The 22,072-nt window shown below is 43.0% G+C and carries 14 protein-coding genes; 2 read left to right on the forward strand and 12 right to left on the reverse strand.

Annotation, left to right across the window (positions count from 1 at the left end; all coding sequences use genetic code 11):
• Window positions 1–64: 64 nt before the first annotated feature.
• From galT to CDZ94_RS11560, 3 genes are read right to left on the reverse strand one after another with little or no spacing between them, the layout of a single operon-like run.
• Window positions 65–1,552: a UDP-glucose--hexose-1-phosphate uridylyltransferase gene (galT, locus tag CDZ94_RS11550; protein ID WP_198520792.1), complete on the reverse strand. Its 1,488-nt coding sequence runs from the start codon at window positions 1,550–1,552 to the stop codon at window positions 65–67.
• Between the two features lie 13 nt (window positions 1,553–1,565).
• Window positions 1,566–2,555, reverse strand: a complete 990-nt coding sequence (gene galE, locus CDZ94_RS11555; protein WP_096437188.1) for a UDP-glucose 4-epimerase GalE — start codon at window positions 2,553–2,555, stop codon at window positions 1,566–1,568.
• Window positions 2,552–3,730 (reverse strand): galactokinase, encoded by a 1,179-nt coding sequence (locus CDZ94_RS11560; RefSeq protein WP_096437190.1) that lies wholly within the window; start codon window positions 3,728–3,730, stop codon window positions 2,552–2,554. The genes galE and CDZ94_RS11560 overlap by 4 nt, the downstream gene beginning before the upstream one ends.
• A 536-nt stretch (window positions 3,731–4,266) precedes the next feature.
• On the opposite strand from CDZ94_RS11560, the gene melA reads away from it, so the two are divergent.
• A complete protein-coding gene (gene melA / locus CDZ94_RS11565) occupies window positions 4,267–5,568 on the forward strand; it encodes an alpha-glucosidase/alpha-galactosidase (protein ID WP_096437192.1) in 1,302 nt (433 codons plus the stop codon).
• A gap of 934 nt (window positions 5,569–6,502) precedes the next feature.
• Here melA and CDZ94_RS11575 read toward each other — a convergent pair.
• The 9 genes from CDZ94_RS11575 to CDZ94_RS11615 all read right to left on the reverse strand — a co-directional run bounded on the left by CDZ94_RS11575 (window position 6,503) and on the right by CDZ94_RS11615 (window position 20,869).
• Window positions 6,503–7,036, reverse strand: coding sequence for a transposase (locus CDZ94_RS11575; protein WP_096440784.1), 534 nt, complete (start codon window positions 7,034–7,036; stop codon window positions 6,503–6,505).
• 212 nt (window positions 7,037–7,248) lie between these two features.
• Window positions 7,249–9,144 (reverse strand): Xaa-Pro dipeptidyl-peptidase, encoded by a 1,896-nt coding sequence (locus CDZ94_RS11580; RefSeq protein ID WP_232735691.1) that lies wholly within the window; start codon window positions 9,142–9,144, stop codon window positions 7,249–7,251.
• A gap of 254 nt (window positions 9,145–9,398) precedes the next feature.
• Complete coding sequence (locus CDZ94_RS11585; RefSeq protein ID WP_198546718.1) at window positions 9,399–15,065, reverse strand: pullulanase; 5,667 nt, start codon at window positions 15,063–15,065, stop codon at window positions 9,399–9,401.
• Between the two features lie 299 nt (window positions 15,066–15,364).
• Window positions 15,365–16,276: an ROK family protein gene (locus CDZ94_RS11595; protein WP_157812104.1), complete on the reverse strand. Its 912-nt coding sequence runs from the start codon at window positions 16,274–16,276 to the stop codon at window positions 15,365–15,367.
• 27 nt (window positions 16,277–16,303) lie between these two features.
• Window positions 16,304–17,581, reverse strand: a complete 1,278-nt coding sequence (locus tag CDZ94_RS11600; protein WP_100832667.1) for a TRAP transporter large permease — start codon at window positions 17,579–17,581, stop codon at window positions 16,304–16,306.
• Window positions 17,582–18,061 carry a TRAP transporter small permease gene (locus tag CDZ94_RS21705; RefSeq protein ID WP_100832666.1) on the reverse strand — a complete coding sequence of 160 codons (480 nt, stop codon included), beginning with the start codon at window positions 18,059–18,061 and terminating at the stop codon, window positions 17,582–17,584.
• A 28-nt stretch (window positions 18,062–18,089) separates the two neighbouring features.
• Complete coding sequence (locus tag CDZ94_RS11605; RefSeq protein WP_096437200.1) at window positions 18,090–19,151, reverse strand: sialic acid TRAP transporter substrate-binding protein SiaP; 1,062 nt, start codon at window positions 19,149–19,151, stop codon at window positions 18,090–18,092.
• On the reverse strand, window positions 19,148–19,837 hold the full coding sequence (locus CDZ94_RS11610) for an N-acetylmannosamine-6-phosphate 2-epimerase (protein WP_096437202.1): 690 nt from the start codon (window positions 19,835–19,837) through the stop codon (window positions 19,148–19,150). Before CDZ94_RS11610 ends, CDZ94_RS11605 begins: the two co-directional genes overlap by 4 nt.
• Window positions 19,838–19,984: 147 nt before the next feature.
• Window positions 19,985–20,869, reverse strand: a complete 885-nt coding sequence (locus CDZ94_RS11615; RefSeq protein WP_096437204.1) for an N-acetylneuraminate lyase — start codon at window positions 20,867–20,869, stop codon at window positions 19,985–19,987.
• 183 nt (window positions 20,870–21,052) lie between these two features.
• On the opposite strand from CDZ94_RS11615, the gene CDZ94_RS11620 reads away from it, so the two are divergent.
• Complete coding sequence (locus tag CDZ94_RS11620; protein ID WP_232735690.1) at window positions 21,053–21,904, forward strand: MurR/RpiR family transcriptional regulator; 852 nt, start codon at window positions 21,053–21,055, stop codon at window positions 21,902–21,904.
• The last annotated feature ends 168 nt before the right edge of the window (window positions 21,905–22,072 follow it).

The following is a 22,072-nucleotide window of genomic DNA, read 5'->3' on the forward strand; positions in this document are numbered from 1 at the left end:
CGATTGGGTTTTCTGTAGAATAACATCTGTTTTGTGTTGAACCATCAACAGAGTTCGCTAAAACCTAAAGAGAATGAACGAACCTCTTGAATGCTCCTCTGCCTTCAGGTGTTCGTTTAAACACCCCGGCGTCTTCTAACACTTTTACGAATTTTTTTCCTACTTCGTTATTTACGATTTCACTTACGTTGTTCTCTGTCACCATTCCCTCATAACGTTGACGTAACCCAGCTGCCCATGGCTGGTGGTACTCTTTTACTTGAGCACCTTCACCACGAAGCAAATAATCCTCTATTTCTTCGAGTTCGTCTTTTAAACGAGGGGGTAAAACGGCTAATCCCATCACTTCGATGAGTCCAATATTTTCTTTTTTAATATGGTGCACATCTTCGTGTGGGTGAAATATGCCAGACGGGTGCTCGTCATTCGTGCGATTGTTTCGAAGGACGATGTCGATTTCAAATGCGCCGCGCCGTATTCTTGCAATTGGTGTCACTGTATTATGAGGCATTTCCCCAAAATGACTTTGAATACCTGATTCTTCATCATTGTACGCTTTCCACCGAGTTAATACATGCGTTGACGCTTCAACGAGCTCTTCCTTATTTTCCGAGCGCAAACGAACGACAGACATCGGCCATTTCACGATGGCGCTCGTTACGTTCGGATAATCAGCTAAAGTAAACGGGTGTTCTTCTGGCGCTTTGGCCATCGCGAACTTATAGTTTCCACCTTGATAATGATCATGGGATAAAATCGAGCCACCAACGATCGGGATGTCGGCATTTGACCCTACGAAATAATGCGGAACTTTTTCCACAAATGCGAGTAACCGCGCAAATGTCTTCTCACTTATTTTCATGTCACGGTGTTCAGTGGAAAGGAGAATACAATGCTCATTGTAATACACATACGGTGAGTATTGGAGCATCCAGTCTTCCTGTTCCAGTTCCATGCGAATCATCCGATGGTTCGCCCTGGCCGGATGACCTATTCTACCTTGAAATCCTTCGTTTTCGATACAAAGGAGGCATTTCGGGTAATTCGCACCTTCCGCTTTTTTCGCTTTTGCGATGGCTTTCGGATCTTTTTCTGGCTTGGATAAATTAATTGTAATATCTAAATATCCGTAGTCGGTTTCTACTTTGTTATGAATATTTTTGGCAATCCGCTTCGTTTGAATGTAGTTACTGTCTTGACTTAGTTGATAAAAATAGTCCGTTGCCGTTTGTGGATCGCGATCGTATTTTTCGTAAAAAGTCCGGTTGATTTCTGACGGTTTTGAAATTAAGCAGTCCATTAACGACGTAGCGAAGATTTCTTTTTCATCAAGCACATCATCAATGATACCACGAGCACACGCATCCTCAGCCAAATCTTCAAGAAGGTCAGGAATCGTTACGGACTCCCCCTCTCTTTTAACAAATTCAAAGGAATCGAGCTGTAAAAGAGAAAGGACCCTGTTCCGGCAGTAAATCTCATCTTGAGAATCGAATAATTCCTTATCAATGGCTTGGTTGAGTAAAGATTGAACCTTTTCATTGATGGTCATTGTGCCAACTCCTTTAATCGTTGTATCCGAGTGGATGATTTTTGTGCCAATGCCAAGCACCTTCAATGATCTGGTGAATAGACGTGCGTGAAGGGGACCAACCAAGTCGCTGTTTTGCTTTATCTGAAGACGCTATGAGTTTACTCGGATCACCCTTTCGTCTTTCTCCGATTTGCACAGGAATCGGGTGACCGGTCACTACACGTGCTGCTTCAACGATCTCCCTTACAGAAAAGCCTTGGCTGCTTCCGAGATTGAACACGTCACTTTCGCCTCCGTCACTTAAGTATTTGAGTGCGAGGATGTGGGCATCAATTAAATCTTCAACGTGAATGTAGTCGCGGACACACGTACCATCTGGTGTGTCATAATCTTCCCCGAAAATCGCAATATGTTCTCGTTTGTTTAATGCCGTTTGCAAAACAACGGGAATCAGATGTGTTTCCGGAGAGTGGTCTTCACCAATTTGACCGTCAGCCCGAGCTCCCGCGACGTTAAAATAGCGCAAGGAAACATATTTCATACCGTAAGCCTGATCACACCACTTCATCATTTTTTCCATTGCCAGTTTTGTTTCACCGTACGGGTTGGTTGGCGCTGTTTGCATATCCTCTGTAATCGGCACATTTTCAGGCTCGCCGTATGTTGCCGCCGTTGACGAGAACACTACCTGCTTAACGCGATGGTCTTTCATCACTTCGAGCAACACTTCAGTTCCTGTTACGTTATTATTAAAATACGTGAGTGGCTTTTCCACAGATTCACCTACTAACGAGTTCGCCGCAAAATGGAGCACCGCTTCAATGTTTTCTTTACTAAACACACCGTTTAGCCACTGCTTGTCACGAATATCTCCTTCATAAAAAGAGGCATTCTTATGAACGGCTCCGCGATGGCCAGACTGTAGGTTATCAATGACAATCACGTGATACCCGCGGTCGATCAGCTGGTAAACAGCATGAGAGCCGATATAACCGGCGCCGCCTAACACTAAAATACTCATATCCTTACCTCCATCTCTAATTCTCGTGCCCCGTCACCAATACTGGCAATGTAGAAGTCTGCTTCGTAGCCGACCTTTTCTTTGTATCGTGTGCCTACATTTTCTATGAAGTTATCAACACATTTTTCTTCCACAATTGCGATCGCACAGCCGCCAAAGCCAGCACCGGTCATTCGTGCTCCTAAAACTCCGTCTTGTTTCCACGCCGTTTCAACAAGCGTATCCAACTCAAAACCCGTGACTTCATAATCTTCTTTTAATGACGTGTGAGAATCATTCATTAACTCGCCAAAACGAGAAAGGTCGTCATTTTTCAGCGCTTGTAACGCTTGAATCGTTCGTTGATTTTCATAGACAGCGTGCTTTGCTCTTTTTAAAACGGTGGGATTTTTAATCGTGTGTTTTATTTGCTCGAAATCTTCTTCGGATAGTTCACCGAGGGCCAACACATCGATTGCGGTCTGGATTTGTTTTAACGCTTGCTCACATTCGTTACGGCGCTCGTTGTACTTCGATGCTGCAAGCTCCCTCCGTTTATTTGTGTTCATAATTAATACTTTTTTTGAGCCTAGTTTAAGCGGCGCATAGTGATAATCAAGAGTCTGGCAATCTAAAAGAATACCTTCCTCTTTTTTGCCCATACCGACCGCAAACTGGTCCATAATTCCGCTTTTCACACCAATAAACTCATTTTCAACGCGCATCCCGATTTTCACCAATTCGAGACGATCGATGGAAAGCTGATTAAGCTTTTCAATCACTACGCCGGTTAAGAGCTCAATAGAAGCAGAAGATGAAAGCCCGGCAGCGTTCGGGATATTACCATAGAATAAAACGTCCATCCCAGTCAGGTCATCACCTCGTTCACGAATATACCGCAACATCCCCTTCGGATAGTTCGCCCAACCATCTTTCTCTTTGTAATCAAGGTCGTTTAAGTTAAATTCAATCATATTTTTATTAGGAAAGTTTACTGAATAAAGTCGCACTAAGTAGTCATCACGCTTTTTAGCTACCGCATAGGTTCCATACGTAATCGCACATGGAAACACATTTCCTCCGTTATAATCAGTGTGCTCGCCTATTAAATTGATTCTACCAGGGGCAAAAAATAACCGAGCCTCCTCAGATGAAAATTTCGCTTTAAACTCGTGGATTAACTGCTCATAGTTCATAAAGATCCCCCCTTTTTTTGGTTTGTTACGATCAATAGAAGTTCCGAGCAAACTTGTGGACCCTAACAACATTGTAACTATTTCTATTGTGGATTAACTCTGGATCTCTCGAGATAAAAGTAATGTTTTTATAACTAAAATTTTTATTAATTGTTTAGTTAAAATATAGCAGATAGATCCAGCGTTTTCAATGTTATTTCAAATCAACCCTCAAGGTCCTTCCTCCGTTTTACCTGTAAGTAATGATTAAAGGAAATGTACAAGAAGGCCGTGAAATACCTGATAATTCTCTTTTTTGTCTTGGTTATGTACTACCTCGATCTACACTGATCTATCTAAACAAGCACTTATCGGTAAAAAATTAAATAATTCTTACTTCTTTTTATTGAGAGAGTTTTTACAATGTGGTAAGTTAAATAACAAATTTATATTTTAGTAAAAATATAGGGGAGGGCGGGAAATCATGTCATAAGCGAATGACACTGTATTTTTCAAACTTGGATGAAGGGAATGGGAAACAAAGGAGCTGAATAGAAATGTCTAAAATTACGTTTATCGGAGCCGGAAGTACGATATTTGCTAAAAACATTTTAGGAGATTGCATGTTTGTTCCTGCATTAGCTGGATTTGAATACGCTCTTCATGACATTGATGAGAAAAGGCTTAAAGAGTCGGAACAAATGTTGGTCAACTTAGCTCAAAAGTATAATCAGTCTATTAAAATCACGTCCTATCTAGATCGTAAAGAAGCTTTGATCGATGCTAAATACGTCATCAATGCCATTCAAGTCGGAGGTTATGAGCCTAGTACTGTCATCGACTTTGAAATACCTAAAAAGTACGGATTGCGTCAAACAATTGGGGATACGATTGGAATTGGCGGTATTTTCCGAACGTTACGTACGGTACCTGTCATGCTCGATATTGCCAGAGATATGGAGGAAGTTTGTCCTGACGCCTGGTTAATAAACTACACAAATCCGATGGCGACATTAACAGGGGCCATGCTTCGTTATACGAAAGTAAAAGCCATTGGATTATGTCACAGCGTTCAAGTCTGTACAGAGGATTTGTTAAAGTCTTTGAATATCGAAGCTGATGGAGTGGAAGAAAAGATCGCGGGAATTAACCACATGGCATGGTTACTAGAAGTAAAAAAAGAAGGTAAAAATCTTTATCCTGAAATTAAAAAAAGAGCGCGTAAAAAACAAGCGACGAAACATTCGGATATGGTCCGGTTTGAATTAATGGATAAGTTCGGATACTACGTGACAGAGTCTTCCGAGCATAATGCTGAATACCACCCTTATTTTATAAAAAATCAGTATCCCGAATTGATCGATCGCTATAATATTCCTTTAGATGAGTATCCGCGTCGCTGTGTCAATCAGATAAACGATTGGGAACAAATGAGAGAAGACATGGTTAACAATGCGCAGCTCACTCATGAAAGAACCGTTGAATATGGATCAAGAATTATTGAAGCGATGGAGACAAACGTGCCATTCAAATTTGTAGGAAATGTCTTAAATACAGGAGGACTGATTTCAAACTTGCCAACGAAAGCATGTGTCGAAGTCCCTTGTGTGGCAGATAGAAACGGAGTCATCCCTGGCTACATTGGCGAATTACCAGAACAACTAGCCGCGCTAAATCGCACAAACATCAACACCCAGCTCTTAACCGTCGAGGCTGCTATCTATCAAAAGAAAGAGTCTATTTACCAAGCTGCTCTCCTTGACCCTCATACAAACGCTGAGCTGTCCATCGACGACATTATCGCGATGTGTGACGACTTGATTGAGGCACATGGGGATTGGCTGCCTAGTTATCGTTAATGGTTAATGAGCATCACATTATACTATAGAGCCAGCACAAGCAGGGGATGAACCGGTATTGCTGGCTCTTTCCAATATTGATCCTAGGTTGATCGTTTTTTTGACAATATAATTGTAAATAGAAATTCCGGACTCCGTTGAGGTTATCTTTTGTCGTTTTGACGCAAACTATGTCTAAGAGTCACTTTTTAATCAAACGTTCAATTAAGGTATGACTCACTGTCGATTGATGGGGCTTTGATTGATAATTTGTCCGTTTACATAAGAAAAGGATTTTGAAATAGAACTTTCATAGAACGCACGTCAATTTAGTTAAATATCTTGTTAATAAATCACTGTGCCAACAACTTAAAATACAGGATTCCAATTCAACCCTACTCCATTCATCTGAAGCGTTTCTCTTCAAGCTCTTCCCTCCACTGCTCCAGATTGGGATGATCAATACCATTAATGAAGGCGAAACAGTTGTGTGACTGGGCTTTTATTTCATAGGGGCATAATGCCGTAATTGTTAAGTTACAAACAAGGTCAAAAAAGACGCCATGGGAATTCTTTCGAATGTTACAAACCTATCTTTTTAAATCTGTCTGTTCTTTTAAGAAAGCATTGCGATCAAAAAAGAAGAGAAGGTCGAAAGGAAGACAGAAAGTCCCTATTCCAATTGAGAAAAAAACACCCTCGTTTGGAAACGTCGCTTTAGTGAAAGAAAAACCCAAGAAAAGTAAGAACAGAAACGAGAACAAACTAGGAAATTATTAAAAAAAGAAAAAAAGGGAACAAGGTCATATTAATGCCCTATTCACTTTTTTCTTCTAGAACAAAATCTCATATGTAAAATATTTGATTTATTTCAACTAAAATACACACATGCAAGGCCAATGTGCCTGGCCCCCAATACTGTACAGCATTAACGCGGCGGGGGTCAGGCACCAAACTACTTTGCTTCTACAAATTGTTGGTAACGAGCCTGTTGGGGATTTGCAAAGTTTGAGAGGATTTTTGTTGTTCTTACGTGAGGGGTGTGGATTGGTGAAATAAACGCACGGTAACTACTCCAAGGATAGTCTTGAGGGTGGTGAACCATTTTTGCTTCGAGGGGCATTAAGTGAATATATCGGCTGATTTCTAAAAAATCATCATCTGTTTTAATGATGTTGGCGCCATACCGTCCTTGAAACAAATGCCCGATGTAACCTTTGTCTTTGTTGAACCAATTGGCATAACGTGATTGGAGTTGATTCATAATTCCTTGGATTGGGAAGGTGGTTGTTTCCAGTAGAAGGTGAATATGATAGGTCATCAAACAATAGGAGTGTAAAAAGAATGGGGACTTACTTTTGACGTCTTCGAGGATCGCTAAGTACTTAAGGTAATCTTTTGTTTCTTCAAACAGAGGCGTTCTACGGTTACCACGCGCGGTAATATGATACATCGCACCCGGATACCAAACTCTAAGCTTCCTAGACATGGCATCACTACCTTTCTTAATTTGTCCTTCCTTAGCTATCAAACCTATCATATACCACAATGAAAGAAGTTTCATCCAAAAGCGCGAGGTGCCTGACCCCCGCCACTGTACAGCATTAACGCAGTGGGGGTCAGGCACCTCAACGTCCTAGGCACCTCAACGTCCTGGGCACCTCAACGTCCTGGGCACCTCAACGTCCTGGGGCTCTTAAATTAAAAGTCTATTGCTTTTTTACCGCCTACTACTGGAAGTTCTATGCGGCTTTGCCCGAGATAGATTTCAATCTCTACTTCTTCTTGGCTTGGAACAGTGAAGTTTCTGCTGCTACCTGCGATGACAATTCCGATTTGATGACCTGGTTTAAAAACGTAATCGTGAGTGAGCGCGTCCCACTCGAAGCGGTAGTTTTGGCCAGCTCTAAGCGGATCGCTTTCCCATAGGTTTTTGTGGTTCTGAGCATCCATCCAGCCTCGCGTCACGATTTCGTAGTCTTGCTCGTGGGTCAGTACTTCATGCTGCATGTAACAAGCACTATCTCTGTCTGTGCTCTCTCCCCAGCAATCATCTGTATCTAGCATCCTCAAACCACCGGATCCTCTTTGGTGGTCAACACGTTCATCTTTTCCAAAGTCGACGATTAAAGCTGTTAAATTCGTAGCTTCTCCATCTACTTTAGCACGAACGTCCAGTTTTGGCGTACCACTGAAACGAACTTCCTCCTCAAGTTCAGGAGATAGGAACATTAACCGATTATCATTTTCTTCAAACGGGTTAGAAACCATTTGATTTTCAGTTTGCCATGGATTATTCGTAAAAGACTGTGTTCCGTTGCCTTGAACAGGACCATTTGTCAAAGTTCCAGGGAGGTCATCTTCTGCAGGACCTAAGCGGAATTTAATAGTGTCTGCATCTTCATCTGGCCAGGAAGAATGAGTTTCCCATTCATTTGCTGATCGTTCGATATCAGCCATAGGCTCGTCCATGATTCCATTGTCAATATCGAGTAACCAATGATCAAACCAACGATGAATTGTATCTACCCATTCATCACGACGGAAGTCAAACGGTTCCGTATGGCCTGTCTGTGTGAGCCATACTTTTCGAGGGACATCGTTCTTTTCAAGTTCTTCCCACCATTGTCCGAAATGGTTTGTTTTCACATTAAGATCGTTTAAGCCATGGATCATAAATACACTAGCGCTAACATTGTCTACATCATTAAGATAGTTACGCTCGTCCCAAAAATCATTAAAATTTCCACTCTCATCATCCATTACTTCTACCATTTGATCACGTACAGGCTCACATTCCTCACGGCGTTCGGAAGCTACCACCGTATTTGCTAGACCGTTTGGACCATTGTACCGATACGTAACACCTTGTGAGCGGTAATAATCATACCAACTGCTGATTGCAACAACTGGAACAATCGTTTCAAGACCCTCTACACCCGTAGCCGCCACTGCGTTGGCCAAGGTACCATCGTATGATTTACCATACATCCCGACTTTTCCAGTACTCCAATCTGCTAAAACACCTTCATCGTCAGCGGTCGCTCCATCAGCTCGTCCATTGAGCCAATCAATGACGGCCTTGACACTCTCTGTTTCTTCATATCCACCAGTAGTTGGGCAGCCGTCAGATAAATTCGTTCCCACCATATCTACTTGAACTACAGCATATCCGCGTGGAACGAAATAGTTATCATAATATAGAGGAAACTTGACGGGCTTGCCGTCTTCATATTCTTTCAGTTGAGATTCATTTCCCCTACCAAGACTTTCGTAGTATGGACTTGCAATCATAATGACAGGGACTTCAAGCCCTTCTTCAGTTTCTGCAGGTCGAATGATGTCTGCGGCTATTTGATCATTATTCCCATCCCCATTTGTATCTAAGTCCGTGTCAATATAAACGGTTTCCCTGATCGCATCTTCATACGACGACACAGGTTGCGTCACTCCATCCTCGACGAGATGAGAAATGCCTTGATCAGCAACCGCTACTTGACCTTCTTCCGCTACCGATTCTGCAGGCAAAAATGCCGGAAATAAAATACCTAGTGCCAGAACGACAATCATGAATTTCGAAAAACGACGATAAACCATTAATCTACCACCTCTCCCTATTTTTTCGTAAAGCGAAATATCTAGTTACAATCATAATTTTACAATTTTCTGAATTTTACGCCAATAAGTCTAAACCACTATTTTACATTTGAATAGGCCGTAAACAGGGAGAAATATCGCAGAAAGAACCAGTACTAAAGAAGGTGCCTGACCCCCGCTGCTGTACAGCGTTAATGCAGCGGGGGTCAGGCACCAATGTTTTACTGTACAGCGTTAACGCGGCGGGAAGGCACCTAGCAAGACGGGGCGCCTGGTTGGCCTGCGTGAGGGGGTGGTCCTGGTTGGCCTGCGTGTGGTGGTCGGCCTTTGCAGGGTTCTTGCTCATCATCTTCTTCTGGCTGTTCGCCACCGACTCGCACGACGACGGCCGTTAATGGATCGATCGTGATTTGGTCAGCTGTGAGTTCAAAGCCAGTTGGGTTTGAAATTTCGACTATCCCCGCCTCATTTCCGTCAACGATAATTGTACCTTCTGTTAGATCGTCATCTTCTAACGTTAGTGTACGCTCGCTATGATCCGCGTTTACGAATACGAAGTAGGTTCCTGTTCCATCTGTCGATTCGGCTTTGTACCCTATCACTAAGTCGTTCTCACTGATTTCTGGTGCGTCGATATACGATACATGTGAATCAATCTCTTCCATCGTGCCTAAGCGGAAGGCATCCGTTGATCGACGGAGCTCGATGAGGCCGGTCGTGAATTCACGGGTGAGATTGTTGATTGGGTAGGCTTCTTTATTCGTGGCTTTATCCCAATCAATCTTGTTGATCGCATCCGTTGAATCGTAGGAATCGTGAATGAAGTATGGGTACTCGAATGGGTTGCCGTCCGTGTCTTCCATATATGTCGATTTGTATGGTGCTTCGTCTGTATCAGCTTTAAACTGCTTTGTGCGGCCGAATTCTTGCCCGGCGTGGATAAATGCTGTTCCTTGTGCGGTTAGTACCATCGTATTGCCAAGGCGGATTCGTTTATGAATTTCTTCTTGGTGGTGCTCCGGGTCTTTCTTTATCGACTGCGCGATGACGTCATGAAGCGTCAAGTTGTCATGTGCGGCAATATACGGAACGACATCGCCTGGGTTGGTTGCCGTAAAGTTGTGCGGGTTGGCAGTTAAATTATCGTAGATGTGCTGGATATCTCGCGCGCCGCCTGTGATAAAGCGCGGCTCCCCTTCGCTGCCGAATCCTGATTTCAATTCATTTCTAAAATCATCCGAAAACGAGCCGACACTTTCGGTATGCTGCATCCAGTCCTGATCGGCTGGCATAACGTCACCGTCGTTCTCATCACCGACAAAAGTCCGCCAGCCTTCTCCAATCATGACGATGTTCGGGTTAATTTCTTTTGCTTTGTCATAGGCGATTTGAATGCTTTCGGCGTCGTGGTCGCCCATCATATCAAATCGAAATCCATCAACTTTAAACTCTTCAGTCCAATACGTAATCGAATCGACTAATATTCGGCGTGCCATTTCATGGGTCGTGCCGAGGCGTCCACCGCCGAAACTCGTGCGCGGCGTGCCGTCTGCATCCATGAAATGATAGTAATTAGGTACGAGGTCTTCAAAGATCTCGACTTGTGCCGTATGGTTGTAAACAACGTCGAGAATAACCCCCATACCACGACCGTGAATTTCATCGATCAACTTTTTCAGCTCTTCGATACGTAGCTCAGCATCTTCAGGATTCTCAGAATACATCCCGGTTGGTGAGAAATAACTGTGCGGATCATAACCCCAGTTATAGTTGTTGCCGGTGGACGAATAATCTAGCATTCTTTCACCGCTCGCCAGCTCATCACCCCAGAAATAACTCATCACGGGAAGCAATTGAACGTGTGTAACACCTAACTCCTCAATATAATCGAGCTTCTCAACAAACGCTGAAAACGTGCCAAACTGCGAATCTATTTCATCTTCAATATTTGGATCCGAGGTAAAATCTCGCACGTGAATCTCATAAATAATCGCATCTTCTCGCTTTTCAAACCCATCAATGTTGGCAAAATTCAGTTCTGGTCCTATCGCCGAAGGGTCTACAATTGCTGCTTTCCCGATCGGATACTCGCCTAAGTTGTTCCATGCGGCCATCGATTTTGCGTACGGATCGAGAGCAAGGGTTTTCTCGCCGTTTCTCTCAATCTCAAAATGATAGTAGTATCCATTTAAATCGTTGACTCCTGTATTCGAGTTATCAAGCGTGATTTCCCAGACGCCACGGTCACCATAGCTCATGTCAACATCTTCTGCAACAACTTCATATTGATCGTCACGGTCATATAAAATAACCGAAACATTGTCGGCATTCGGTGACCAAAGCTTAAGAGTCGCCGATCCGTCTTCATGAAGGGTTGCACCTAAATCACCCTCATAGGCGTACATTTCATCGATCAATCGCCAGCCAGCCGTCACATTCACTGTTCGCTCATCATAGGTCACAGCAAACGGCGCTTGATCAATAGTAAAGCTTCCGTGAATTATGACTTTTGTTTCGCTTTCAATTGTTACACTGTCAAAGGCGGTGTCATTTCCATCTTTATCAGTAACCGCCAACGCTTCTGCAAGCTCCTCTTCTTTGAGCCAAGTCGTAGATGAAAAGGTCAATTCGATTTTTTCATCTGACAGTAATTCTCCGGAAGTGATTCCTTCTTCGTTCGTAAAATAAGGATTTGTATGCACCCTATCATCTCCTTTTCGAATGAATAATTGGTCATACTCACCTAACTCGTCAAATGATTTGTCATCTCCGTCTGTTTCATCGCCATTATCACGATTAACTACGAGAAAGCCAAGGTCTTCGGCATTTTCGATTAGCTCGACATCCAGGTAAGCGCCATAGCGTCCTGTCTGCTCATTTGAAAATGGTGTCGCACCTGTTGGCCAGTCGCCAACTTGTTCAGATGGTTCAGCTACATCATCCCAAAGCCAAAGACCCCAGGGTTCATAGCTTGGGTCCGCTCGTTCATAGTTAATGCGCACCGTGTTTTCTGGTAGGTCAACAGGCTCGTAGAGGAAAACGTCATCTGAACCTTCTTTGATCCAAACTTCCTCCATGTCAGGGGACAAGATCTCCACATATTTATCATCTCCATCTTTATCTCCCGTCTGCGTGTTTAAGACGAGAAAACCTAGGCGCTCGGCATCTTCGGTTAACTCAATATCAAGGTACGCACCGTAGTCTGTCATTTGGTCGGCTTCGAACGTCGTGCCACCTGTAGGCCAGTTATCTGAAGGTTCGGCAACATCATCCCAAAGCCATAACCCTAAGTTTTCAAAATGATTGTCTTCTCGTTGATAATGAATTCTTAGTGTGTCACCTTCATCAGGTTCGACAGCATCTTCTCCCAGCAAGGCTCCACCGTCTACTGTTAGTAATACCGTTCCTCCGTCTGCCATCGATGGAATGGATATAGTAACTTCATGATCATCGGAAACGGCGTATTCTTCATCACGATATTCATCTGTGAGAACCGCATCCGAAGAGTCGGCGGTTAACGTTACTTGTTGAGCTTCGCCTGATACGTTTAAGCCAACATAGACAGCATTTTCTTCTTCGCCTCTTTGGAAAAGAAGAAACTCTTCTTCATTTGATCCGGCTACGACACTTCTTTCTCCCCTAGCAAAAACGTCAGAATACTCGTTTCTAAAGGAAAGAAGCTTTTGATAGTGTTCGAGAATGTCGTTGTCTTCAACTTGGTTCCATGCCATATCATAACGGTTGTCATAGAACGGGTAATTATCAGTTCCGCTTAAGCCAAGCTCTTCCCCGTAATAAATAACAGGCTGACCTTTTGCTGTCATTTGCAGTGCAGCGGCCACTTTTAATTTTCCTTCATCACCGTCGACTGAAGTCAAAAAGCCTTCTTCATCATGACTTCCTAAAAATTGACCGAGTGTCGCGGTGTTATCAAGCTGGTCGTTACAGGTTTCTAGGTTGCTGTTCGCTCTTTCAAGATTTCCATCTACAAAGTCGCGAGCAGTGTCTTTAAACTCAAAATCAAGTAACGAGTCCATCATTCCGGATCTAAGGTAACCATGATCATCAGTTTGGCCGGCTCCCCATGATTCACCGATCATCTTGAACTCAGGCATTTCTCTAGTAAGCTCATTTTTAAACGCCATCCACGTCGTATCCTCAACGTGCTTGACAGTATCAACACGGAAGTAATCAATGGTGTTCCCCTGTTCCGTACGTGATTTTTCGATCCAGCTCGTTTGCCAATCAATAATTTGTTCTCTTACTTCTGGGTCCTCGGTGATAAAGTCAGGAAGTCCAGCAAGTTCACCAGTGACTTCATCATCTCCGACATCGTCCCCTTGTCTGAGCATGTCACTAAAGAAGGCCCTTTCCTCATCAGTTGGATACCCTTTTGGACGCTCGTCCTCTGGGATTTCACCGTCGATTTCTTTTAGCCCATAGCCTGTATGGTTTAAAACGACATCAACCATAATTTTCATGCCGCGCTCATCCGCTTCATCAATGAGCTCGTGGAAATCCTCGATTGTGCCAAAATGAGGATTGAGCTCTTCAAAATCACTTGCCCAGTATCCGTGATACCCAAAGTATGGTTGGTCCGGGTCGCCGTCGTCTGCATTGTGGCGAACATCATATTGAATATTTTCAACGACTGGACTTATCCAAATTGTATTTATGCCGAGATCATCTAAATAGTCCAGACGCTCAGTAATTCCTTTAAAATCTCCGCCCTGATATGCACCACGGTAGTTTGTGTCATAGTTCATGTCATATGGGTCGTTGTTTGATTCATCACCGTCAAAAAAACGGTCGGTTAACATGAAATATATCAGAGCTTCATCCCAATCGAAGTCGTCCTCGCCAACAAATTGCCGGGTTTTCACTTCGATTTCTGCTGTGCCATGGTGATGATTGCCATACTCATCTACCGCTGTGAGCGGAATTTCTTTTACACCTGCGGTTACATCATGCTTGACTGCAAGCGTAACTTCTTTTAGTTCAAGGTCAATGTCAAGTTCATCTGAACCGCCTAAAGCTGACATGTCTGCGTAGAGGCGGGAAATTTCTGTTTCACTGTCTGTTTCTATTTCTGTTTCCACATCGACAGTGAGAACAGCATTTTCGTTGTAAGCAATCGCACCTGGTGCTACTTCTCCAGTTAACTGAATATCTGTTGATAGGTTTTTCACTGTTGAAATGCCGTCTACTGTGTTATATGGATCGCTAACTTCAGTTGTTTCCCCGTCTTTCGTAACTAGGAACGTGTACTCGTGTTCGCCTTCAGGAAGGTTTTCGTACTCATACACGAAGCGCTCGTTCGCATCTTCATACTCCATCTCATAGGTACCACCATCAAGCTTAAGCTCGACACTGTCGATTTTGTCCATGTCATTATTTAGATAAAGATCTTGGTCGCGGTAAAAAAACGTCGCCGTTCCACTATCTAATTCAGGACCTGAGACAGTTGGTACGGTGTGAAAGTCAACTTCTCCGCTGTTAATATGTACCTTCGTCAATGGATCCTCTTGGTTTACTTGAATTTGACGATCGATCTCCTGTCCATTTGGCTCGCGGTCTTCCCAGTTATCTTTACGTATGATAAAGCCAATTTCCTCTGTGTTTTCGGCAACGTCAATGTACGCTGTGGCAAGACCGCTGTGGAATTCGGTAAAATCGATGTTATCATCTTGCACCCCAGTGTTCCACACCCAAACATCCCAATCGTCATAGCTCGCATCCTCCCGCTCATACGTGACACGAACAGTCCGATTGTCACCTTCCGTCTCAGTCCCAGTAGCGGTTACTTCATTTGGCGATTCTTTCGCACTCACTTGCAGAGCCGGAAAAAACCCAGGTAACACACTCATCATCATAACAACTACCATAAAAATTGAAGCAAAGCGCCTCGTCCTTCTCCTCATAGCAAATCTCCTTTCTTAATACCTTTTCTCGGTGCCTCTCTCTTGGTGCCTTCTCTTGGTGCCTTTCTCTTGGTGCCTGACCCCCACCGCTGTGCAGTATTAACGTAGTGGGGGTCAGGCACCTGCGATATTGCGAAAACGTTTGCACAAAAGCTCAAAAAAGGTGTTTTACAGATCATAGAAGTTCATTCATTCCTGTGCAAGCGTTTTCTTAGCCATGATTATACAGTAAGTTTTCAGAAAAATCAAAAACGAAGGTGCCTGACCCCCGCAACTGCGCAGCATTAACGTAGTGGGGGTCAGGCACCTTCATTACTTTCTTTCAAAAACCAATAAACCGCTCCGTAAAGGTTCGCATTGTTCGCGTGTTTGGCGATATCAATCCGCAAGCTTTTGCTAAACGATGTCATAACCCGAGGGTAGGTGGCTTGTCTGATCTTTGATATCAGGTACTCCCCTTGTGCGGAAATACCTCCACCTATCACTACTTGATCAGGGTTAAAACTATGAATCAACGTTTTTAAACCTGCGCCAACATCGTTCGCCCACGAATCGATCACTTCTTCTATCATTGCATCGCTTTTTTTCGCTTCTTCAAAAAGCGCTGGGAGGGACACCTCTCGACCTCCTATCCGATCGGCAATCCTTCTTTCTAACGCAAGACTTGATGTATACATTTCATAACACCCTTCGTCTCCACACGTGCAAGGTAGACCATTTGGATAAAGCGTGATGTGCCCGAATTCCCCTGCAGAATAGGAGCTTCCGTGATAAAGAGAGCCATCTATCACAATGGCTCCTCCAATTCCGGTTCCAATGGTCAAACAAAGAAAGTGCTTAGAGGCTTTTGCTGCGCCCTGCCAATACTCGCCCAACGCCGCACAATGAACATCATTTTCGACAGTGACACGAAGATTCGTCAGTGCTTCCAGGTCTTTTTTCACATTCATCCCTGTATACCCTGGTATTGTTTCTGTGGCATAGACTACTGTCCCTGTTTGACTATTGATTTGTCCGGCTGAGCTGATTGCAATTCCTTCAACATCCGCTAATCCCTGAAGCTGTTTCACGACCTCATCTAGTTGCCCGAGCATATCCGCTTTTCCGGTTTTCGGAGTCGGGACATGAGATTGATAGTGAATCTCCCCTCGATCCGTAACGACAGCATATTTTATCGTTGTTCCACCTATATCAATTGCTGCGAGGTTCATCGTTATCACTCTCATTTCTAGGATAGTCTAGTCAAACAGATTTGGTAAAAACATCACTATTTCTGGGAAAAGAATGAGTAAAATTAAAGTTAAAAATAGCGGGATCAAGAATGGAATAACACCACGAATAATCGTTCCCACTGGTATTTCTCCGGCCCTGGCTACGACAAAGAGTGCCATACCCATTGGTGGTGTCAGAATACCGATCATCAATGTTAGGATTACAAGGACACCGAAGAAGATCGGATCGACCCCAGCGTTCACTGCTACCGGTACTAAAATGGGTACGAGTAAAATCAGCAGCGCGAGAGATTCGATGATCGTTCCTAACACTAGTAACAATGCTACAATTAATAAGAGTAATAGAATTTGATTTTCAGTAACATTTAAGAAAAAGTTAGCTACTTGTGCTGGTACTTGTTCACGTGCAATGACCTGTCCGAAAAACTCCACACCCATGATCATAAGGACAACAACGCCTGTTAGCTTTAATGAATCTATCACGTTTTTAAACAGCTTTTTCATCGTCAGTTCCCGGTACACGAAAAATCCTAAAATCATCGCATACACTGTCGTTACGACCGCTGCTTCTGTTGGCGTGAAGTACCCTGAAAAAATCCCGACGATGATGATTACAGGGGTCATAAGCGCCCAAAACGCCCTGCCAAAACTAACAAGACACTCTTTGCCAGTAGCTCTTGGGATAAGTGGATACGCTCTTTTTTTCGCTAAAAAGTAAGCGACACTCATAAGGGCAAAGGCAGTGATAATACCAGGAATAATCCCCGCTAAGAACATCTTCGCAACGGATTGACTTGAAATGATCGCATAGATAATCATCGGAATACTCGGCGGAACAAGTGGTCCAATAATTGCTGAAGCAGCCGTTAATCCTCCGTTGTAGTCATCATCATAACCCGCTTTTCTCATCGTCCGGATCTCTAGCTGACCAAGGCCGCCTGCATCCGCGAGAGCTGAACCGGACATCCCAGAAAACATCAAGCTCGCCATAATGTTGACGTGCCCCATCCCACCAGTAAAGTGGCCGACAAGCGACCTAGCAAAAGTAAAAATTCGGTCTGTAATTCCCGACGAGTTCATTAAACTACCCGTTAAGATAAAGAACGGAACAGCTAACAGGGCGAAACTATCAATTCCAGAGATCAGCCGGGCCCCAGATGGGAAAACCAAATTCCAATCACCTGTCATAAAGTAGAGAAACGCCACGATGATTAATGAAAACCCTACAGGTACACTGATTAATAAAAGAAATAGCCAGATTATAAAGATTGCCGTCACGCTCATCTACATCACCCCACTCTTCGTTTTTCTCCAGATAGAAAATTCCTTGACGTTCCGGTGAATTTGCCGGAAGATCATCAATAGAGAAAAAATCGGTAAGGCAATATACATGTATATATATGAAATACGTAACGAAACAATATCGATCGGAGCCTGTCTTCCAGTAATCCGGATACTAATGATAAAAATCGTAACCAAAGTGGCTAAAATCAGCACTTGATTGAACACATGAATACCTTTTTGAAATGCAGGTGGGAGCTTTTGCACAAAGAAGTCAATTGCCACATGGCTATTGTCTTTAATGCAAGCAGTGACGCCAAATAATCCAACGTAAATGAAGATCAGCTTCGCTAGTTCTTCTGACCAGACCAACGGCTGATTTAAAAACTGCCGTGAAAAGATCTGCATAACCAACACAATGAACATTCCGATGAACAAGCTTCCGCCCACAAATTCTTCAAAATTATCAAAGAGTTTTTTCATCACACAACCCACCTGCACCGTTTATTTGTTATCGCACGCTTTCAATTTGATCCATATAATCTTCTGCACCTTCACCAATTTCATCAAGGTAGCTTGGATAGGCTTCAGATACAGCTTCTCTAAAATCATCTAAGTCAGGATTCGTAATCGTAACCCCTTGTTCTTCAAAATAAGTAAGCAATTCAGCTTCTTCCGTTTCAAAGAGATCTGTGTGATACTCAGCCGCTTCTTGAATCGCTTCAGCTAACAGGTTCTGGTAGTCTTCGGAAAGCTCAGACCAAGTTGTTTCCGAAACGACATAGTTGGCATCGTTTACAACGTGGTTTGTCATCGCCAAGTAATCTTGAACTTCATAAAACTTCGTTGCTTCAACGGTTGATAACGGGTTTTCCTGACCATCGACAGCGTTTGTTTGCAGGGCAAGATACACTTCTGTAAATGCCATTGGTGTTGGTGAAGCCCCAGTATAAGAAGCATAATCCAAAAGTGTTTGAGCTTCAGGTACACGCAGCTTCAATCCATCCATATCTGCTAGTGAATTGATCTCGCGGTTTGATGTCGTTTGACGCGTGCCATTATAGGCCGTATCCATAACACGAAGGTTAAAATCATTGATCAGCTCTTCATGTAGCTCTTGACCATACTCGGTATCATCGAGGACACGCATTAAGTGATCAAATCCATCGACAATGTAAGGTAGTCCAAGAATTTCAGCTTTTGGTACCCAAATTCCAAATCGTCCCGTTTCAGAAAACGTAATATCGAGCGTGCCGTCCTGAAGTTGATCGAGCATTGCCCGGTCATCACCGAGCTGAGAATCCGGGAAAAGATCAATTGTAAATTGTCCATCACTTTCTTCTTCCACATATTCTGCTAAAAACTGTGCTGCCTTATATTCATTAGATTGCGTTCCTGCTACGAGGCCAAACTGCAGTTTGACTTCATCGCCTTCAGCTGCGGCTTCATTGTTCTCGCCATTGCTTTCGTCAGTACCTGCATCAGCATCTGTTGAAGTATCATCATCACTTCCACATGCAACCAAAACCGTCAACCCCATCCCCACTGCCATCATTCGAAGCATCTTTTTCATTTTAAGCTCCCCTTTTCATTTAGTTCACTATGTTTAATCATTTCATTAAGAAACGACTCAGTGATAAATTTAGGACGAGTGACTGCACTGCCAACAACGACGGTGCTTGCCCCTAATTCCAAGGCTCTTCTCGCTTTCTCCGGTGTGTTTATATTTCCTTCTGCGATGACTGGAACCGAGATTTGCTTTACAACCTCTTCTAGAACCTGAAGCGGTTCATCATTTTTCGTGTATTCGGTATATCCAACAAGTGTGGTACCTACAAAGTCGACTCCGAGCTTTTCAGCGACGAGCGCTTCTTCCAAAGTCGATATATCTGCCATTAGTTTTTGGTTCGGGAACTTACGTTTTACAGAAGCTACAAAGGATTCTAACGTCACATTGTCAGGACGAATGCGATCCGTCGCATCAAAAGCGATGACATCAACTCCTTCATTATATAACTCTTCTATTTCAGTTATTGTCGGCGTGATGACGACATCACTAGTCTTATAATCTTGTTTAATAATTCCGATGATTGGCAGGTCTATCTCTTGTTTAATCGCTTGGATGTCAAGGACACTATTCGCTCGGATACCACCTGCTCCTCCCTCGGAAGCAGCCAGAGCCATTTTTGACATAATAAAAGGGCTGTGAAGAGGCTCCCCTTCTAATGCCTGACAGGAAATGATTAACTGATTATTCATATCTCCAACTCCAATACATGTAGTACGTGTTCAAAGGGCTGATCAATGCGGAAGAACGATACGTAGTCGGTATGGCTGGAAAGAGACATAGCTTCCCTCTTCGTTTCGTTGCAACTGCTATTTTTCGCCGGACCTTTCTCCGTCCTTTTATACCTGTTGCTTACTCGTATCGACCTTGTCCACTAGTGTCGTAGCAAGCTCTTTTTCCCGCTGGTTCAATTCTTTGAATGGAAACTTCATAAAACCAGCTTCTATCCCTTTTTCTTTTAGTACATGCTTGATTGTTTGATAGACACCTAATTCTAGAAGAGTGTCAATAATGTCATTCATTTGGAGCTGCATTTGGTGAGCTTGCTCCAATTCTTTTTCCTCAAGAAGCTTGTAAATTTTTTTTGCCTCAAGACCGATTATGTTATAGGTACTCCCTATTGCACCATCCGCTCCAGACTCAGCAAATTGAAAAACCATATCATCAGAACCGCTATAAAATACCTTGTCTGAATATGCGCTTTTCAGCTTGGACAATTTGGCCAGATCCACATCGGTGTACTTCACACCCATGACATGATCGATTGCGAGCAGTTCACCGTATTGTTCAATCGTAAATTGTGCACCAGTGAAAGCAGGGTTCGAGTAAATGAGCATTGAATGATTCGTTTCTCTCGTAAGCCGCTCGTAATAATTCTTGATCTCTTCAAAACTAAATTTATAGTAATAAGGGGTGATCGCAGATAATGCATCATAACCCAATTCCTTACACTCTTTACCTAATCGAATCGCCTCATCAATATCAAGCGAGCCAATTTGGGCGATGAGCATGACGTGATCCTTCGCTTCATCTTTGACAATTTGAAACACATCTCGCTTTGTCGCTTCATTCATAAGAAAGCTTTCTCCTGTCGACCCTCCTATATATAAGCCGTCGACCTTCATCTCATCAATATTATAGCGAACAAGCTGACGCAATCCGCTTTCATTCAATTGTCCTTTTTCATCAAAAGGAGTGAGTAATGCCGTGATAATTTTCTTCATATAGACCCTCCTAATTTAAGCGCTTTCAATTATTGTCTAAATATTATCAAAAAGGATATAACTAGTCAACATGTATTTATATTTTGGAGCAAAACTCCATAATTAATGATACAATAAACTTCACAAGAATATTCCACTCATGTACCATGAAATTAACTTATCAAACGGCAAAGGGTGTTTAACGTGACACAAACGGAGGAGTTATTTGGAGGAAATCAACCTAGACTTACAGTTTTAATGGAAAAAAACAGAACGTCTTTTACCAAGTCCGAAAAAAAAGTATACGCATACGTTCTTGATCATTTTGAAGATGTTATTTATCAGTCACTCACTGAAATTGCTCTCGCTTGCAAAACCGGAGAATCAACGGTACTGAGGTTTTGCAGGAAAATAGGCTATAAAGGCTACCAAGATTTCAAGTTTGCTCTCGCACAAGAATTGGCCTCATCTCAAAAGACAGATCAAGATGAAACGTTCATTGATAAAGTAAAGAATAATATGGTACAAGCGATCGAGAATACAGAACAGCTAGTCGATATTAACGAGTTGGAAAAAAGTATTGACCTAATAGCAGACAGAAATGACATTGTTGTCTTTGGCATCTCTTCATCTGGAATCGCCGGACTCGACATGCAAAACCGCTTGATGAGGATTGGTAAAAATATCGAAGTGATTACGGATTCTCATATGCAAGTCGTTCGAACAGTTTCAATGAATGACCAATCAATCGTGATTGCCATCAGTTTAACAGGCAGCACCAAAGATACGGTAGATGCCGTAAAGCATGCCAAAGAAAACAATGCAAAGGTCATCGCTATTACCAATTATACAAACTCACCCTTAACAAAATATTCCGATCACGTACTCTTGACATCAGCAAAAGAGAACCCCTTAGACAGCGGTTCTCTCGTGTCAAAAGTCTCACAATTGTTTATCATCGACCTCCTATGTACCGGCATCACGATGAAAATATACGACCAAGCAAAAATAAACAAAGAGCAAGTAGCCGAAGTCATATCCAGTAAGTTGTATTAGGTGCCTGACCCCCACCGCTGCGCAGCATTAACGCGGCGGGGGGCAGGCACCTTTTTTAGTGCTTTGTGTGGAGTTTACTCCATTTTGTTATTTTTTATTGACTCGTTATTGTCAAAAGTGATACCGTTTACATTGATAGTTTTCAGAATATTTACTCATATGATTAGA

It is taken from the genome of Alteribacter populi (assembly GCF_002352765.1).
In the GTDB taxonomy this organism is placed as follows: domain Bacteria; phylum Bacillota; class Bacilli; order Bacillales; family Salisediminibacteriaceae; genus Alteribacter; species Alteribacter populi.

Bases quoted from the DNA above. Each gene is read 5' to 3' on its own strand.
- CDZ94_RS11580 (WP_232735691.1), bottom strand. From the start codon at position 9,144: ATGGTTTATCGTCGTTTTTCGAAATTCATGATTGTCGTTCTGGCACTA.
- CDZ94_RS11605 (WP_096437200.1), bottom strand. From the start codon at position 19,151: ATGAAAAAGATGCTTCGAATGATGGCAGTGGGGATGGGGTTGACGGTT.
- CDZ94_RS11575 (WP_096440784.1), bottom strand. From the start codon at position 7,036: ATGTCTAGGAAGCTTAGAGTTTGGTATCCGGGTGCGATGTATCATATT.
- CDZ94_RS11600 (WP_100832667.1), bottom strand. From the start codon at position 17,581: ATGAGCGTGACGGCAATCTTTATAATCTGGCTATTTCTTTTATTAATC.
- melA (WP_096437192.1), top strand. From the start codon at position 4,267: ATGTCTAAAATTACGTTTATCGGAGCCGGAAGTACGATATTTGCTAAA.
- CDZ94_RS11585 (WP_198546718.1), bottom strand. From the start codon at position 15,065: ATGAGGAGAAGGACGAGGCGCTTTGCTTCAATTTTTATGGTAGTTGTT.
- CDZ94_RS11615 (WP_096437204.1), bottom strand. From the start codon at position 20,869: ATGAAGAAAATTATCACGGCATTACTCACTCCTTTTGATGAAAAAGGA.
- CDZ94_RS11610 (WP_096437202.1), bottom strand. From the start codon at position 19,837: ATGAATAATCAGTTAATCATTTCCTGTCAGGCATTAGAAGGGGAGCCT.
- CDZ94_RS11595 (WP_157812104.1), bottom strand. From the start codon at position 16,276: ATGAACCTCGCAGCAATTGATATAGGTGGAACAACGATAAAATATGCT.
- CDZ94_RS21705 (WP_100832666.1), bottom strand. From the start codon at position 18,061: ATGAAAAAACTCTTTGATAATTTTGAAGAATTTGTGGGCGGAAGCTTG.
- galE (WP_096437188.1), bottom strand. From the start codon at position 2,555: ATGAGTATTTTAGTGTTAGGCGGCGCCGGTTATATCGGCTCTCATGCT.
- galT (WP_198520792.1), bottom strand. From the start codon at position 1,552: ATGACCATCAATGAAAAGGTTCAATCTTTACTCAACCAAGCCATTGAT.
- CDZ94_RS11560 (WP_096437190.1), bottom strand. From the start codon at position 3,730: ATGAACTATGAGCAGTTAATCCACGAGTTTAAAGCGAAATTTTCATCT.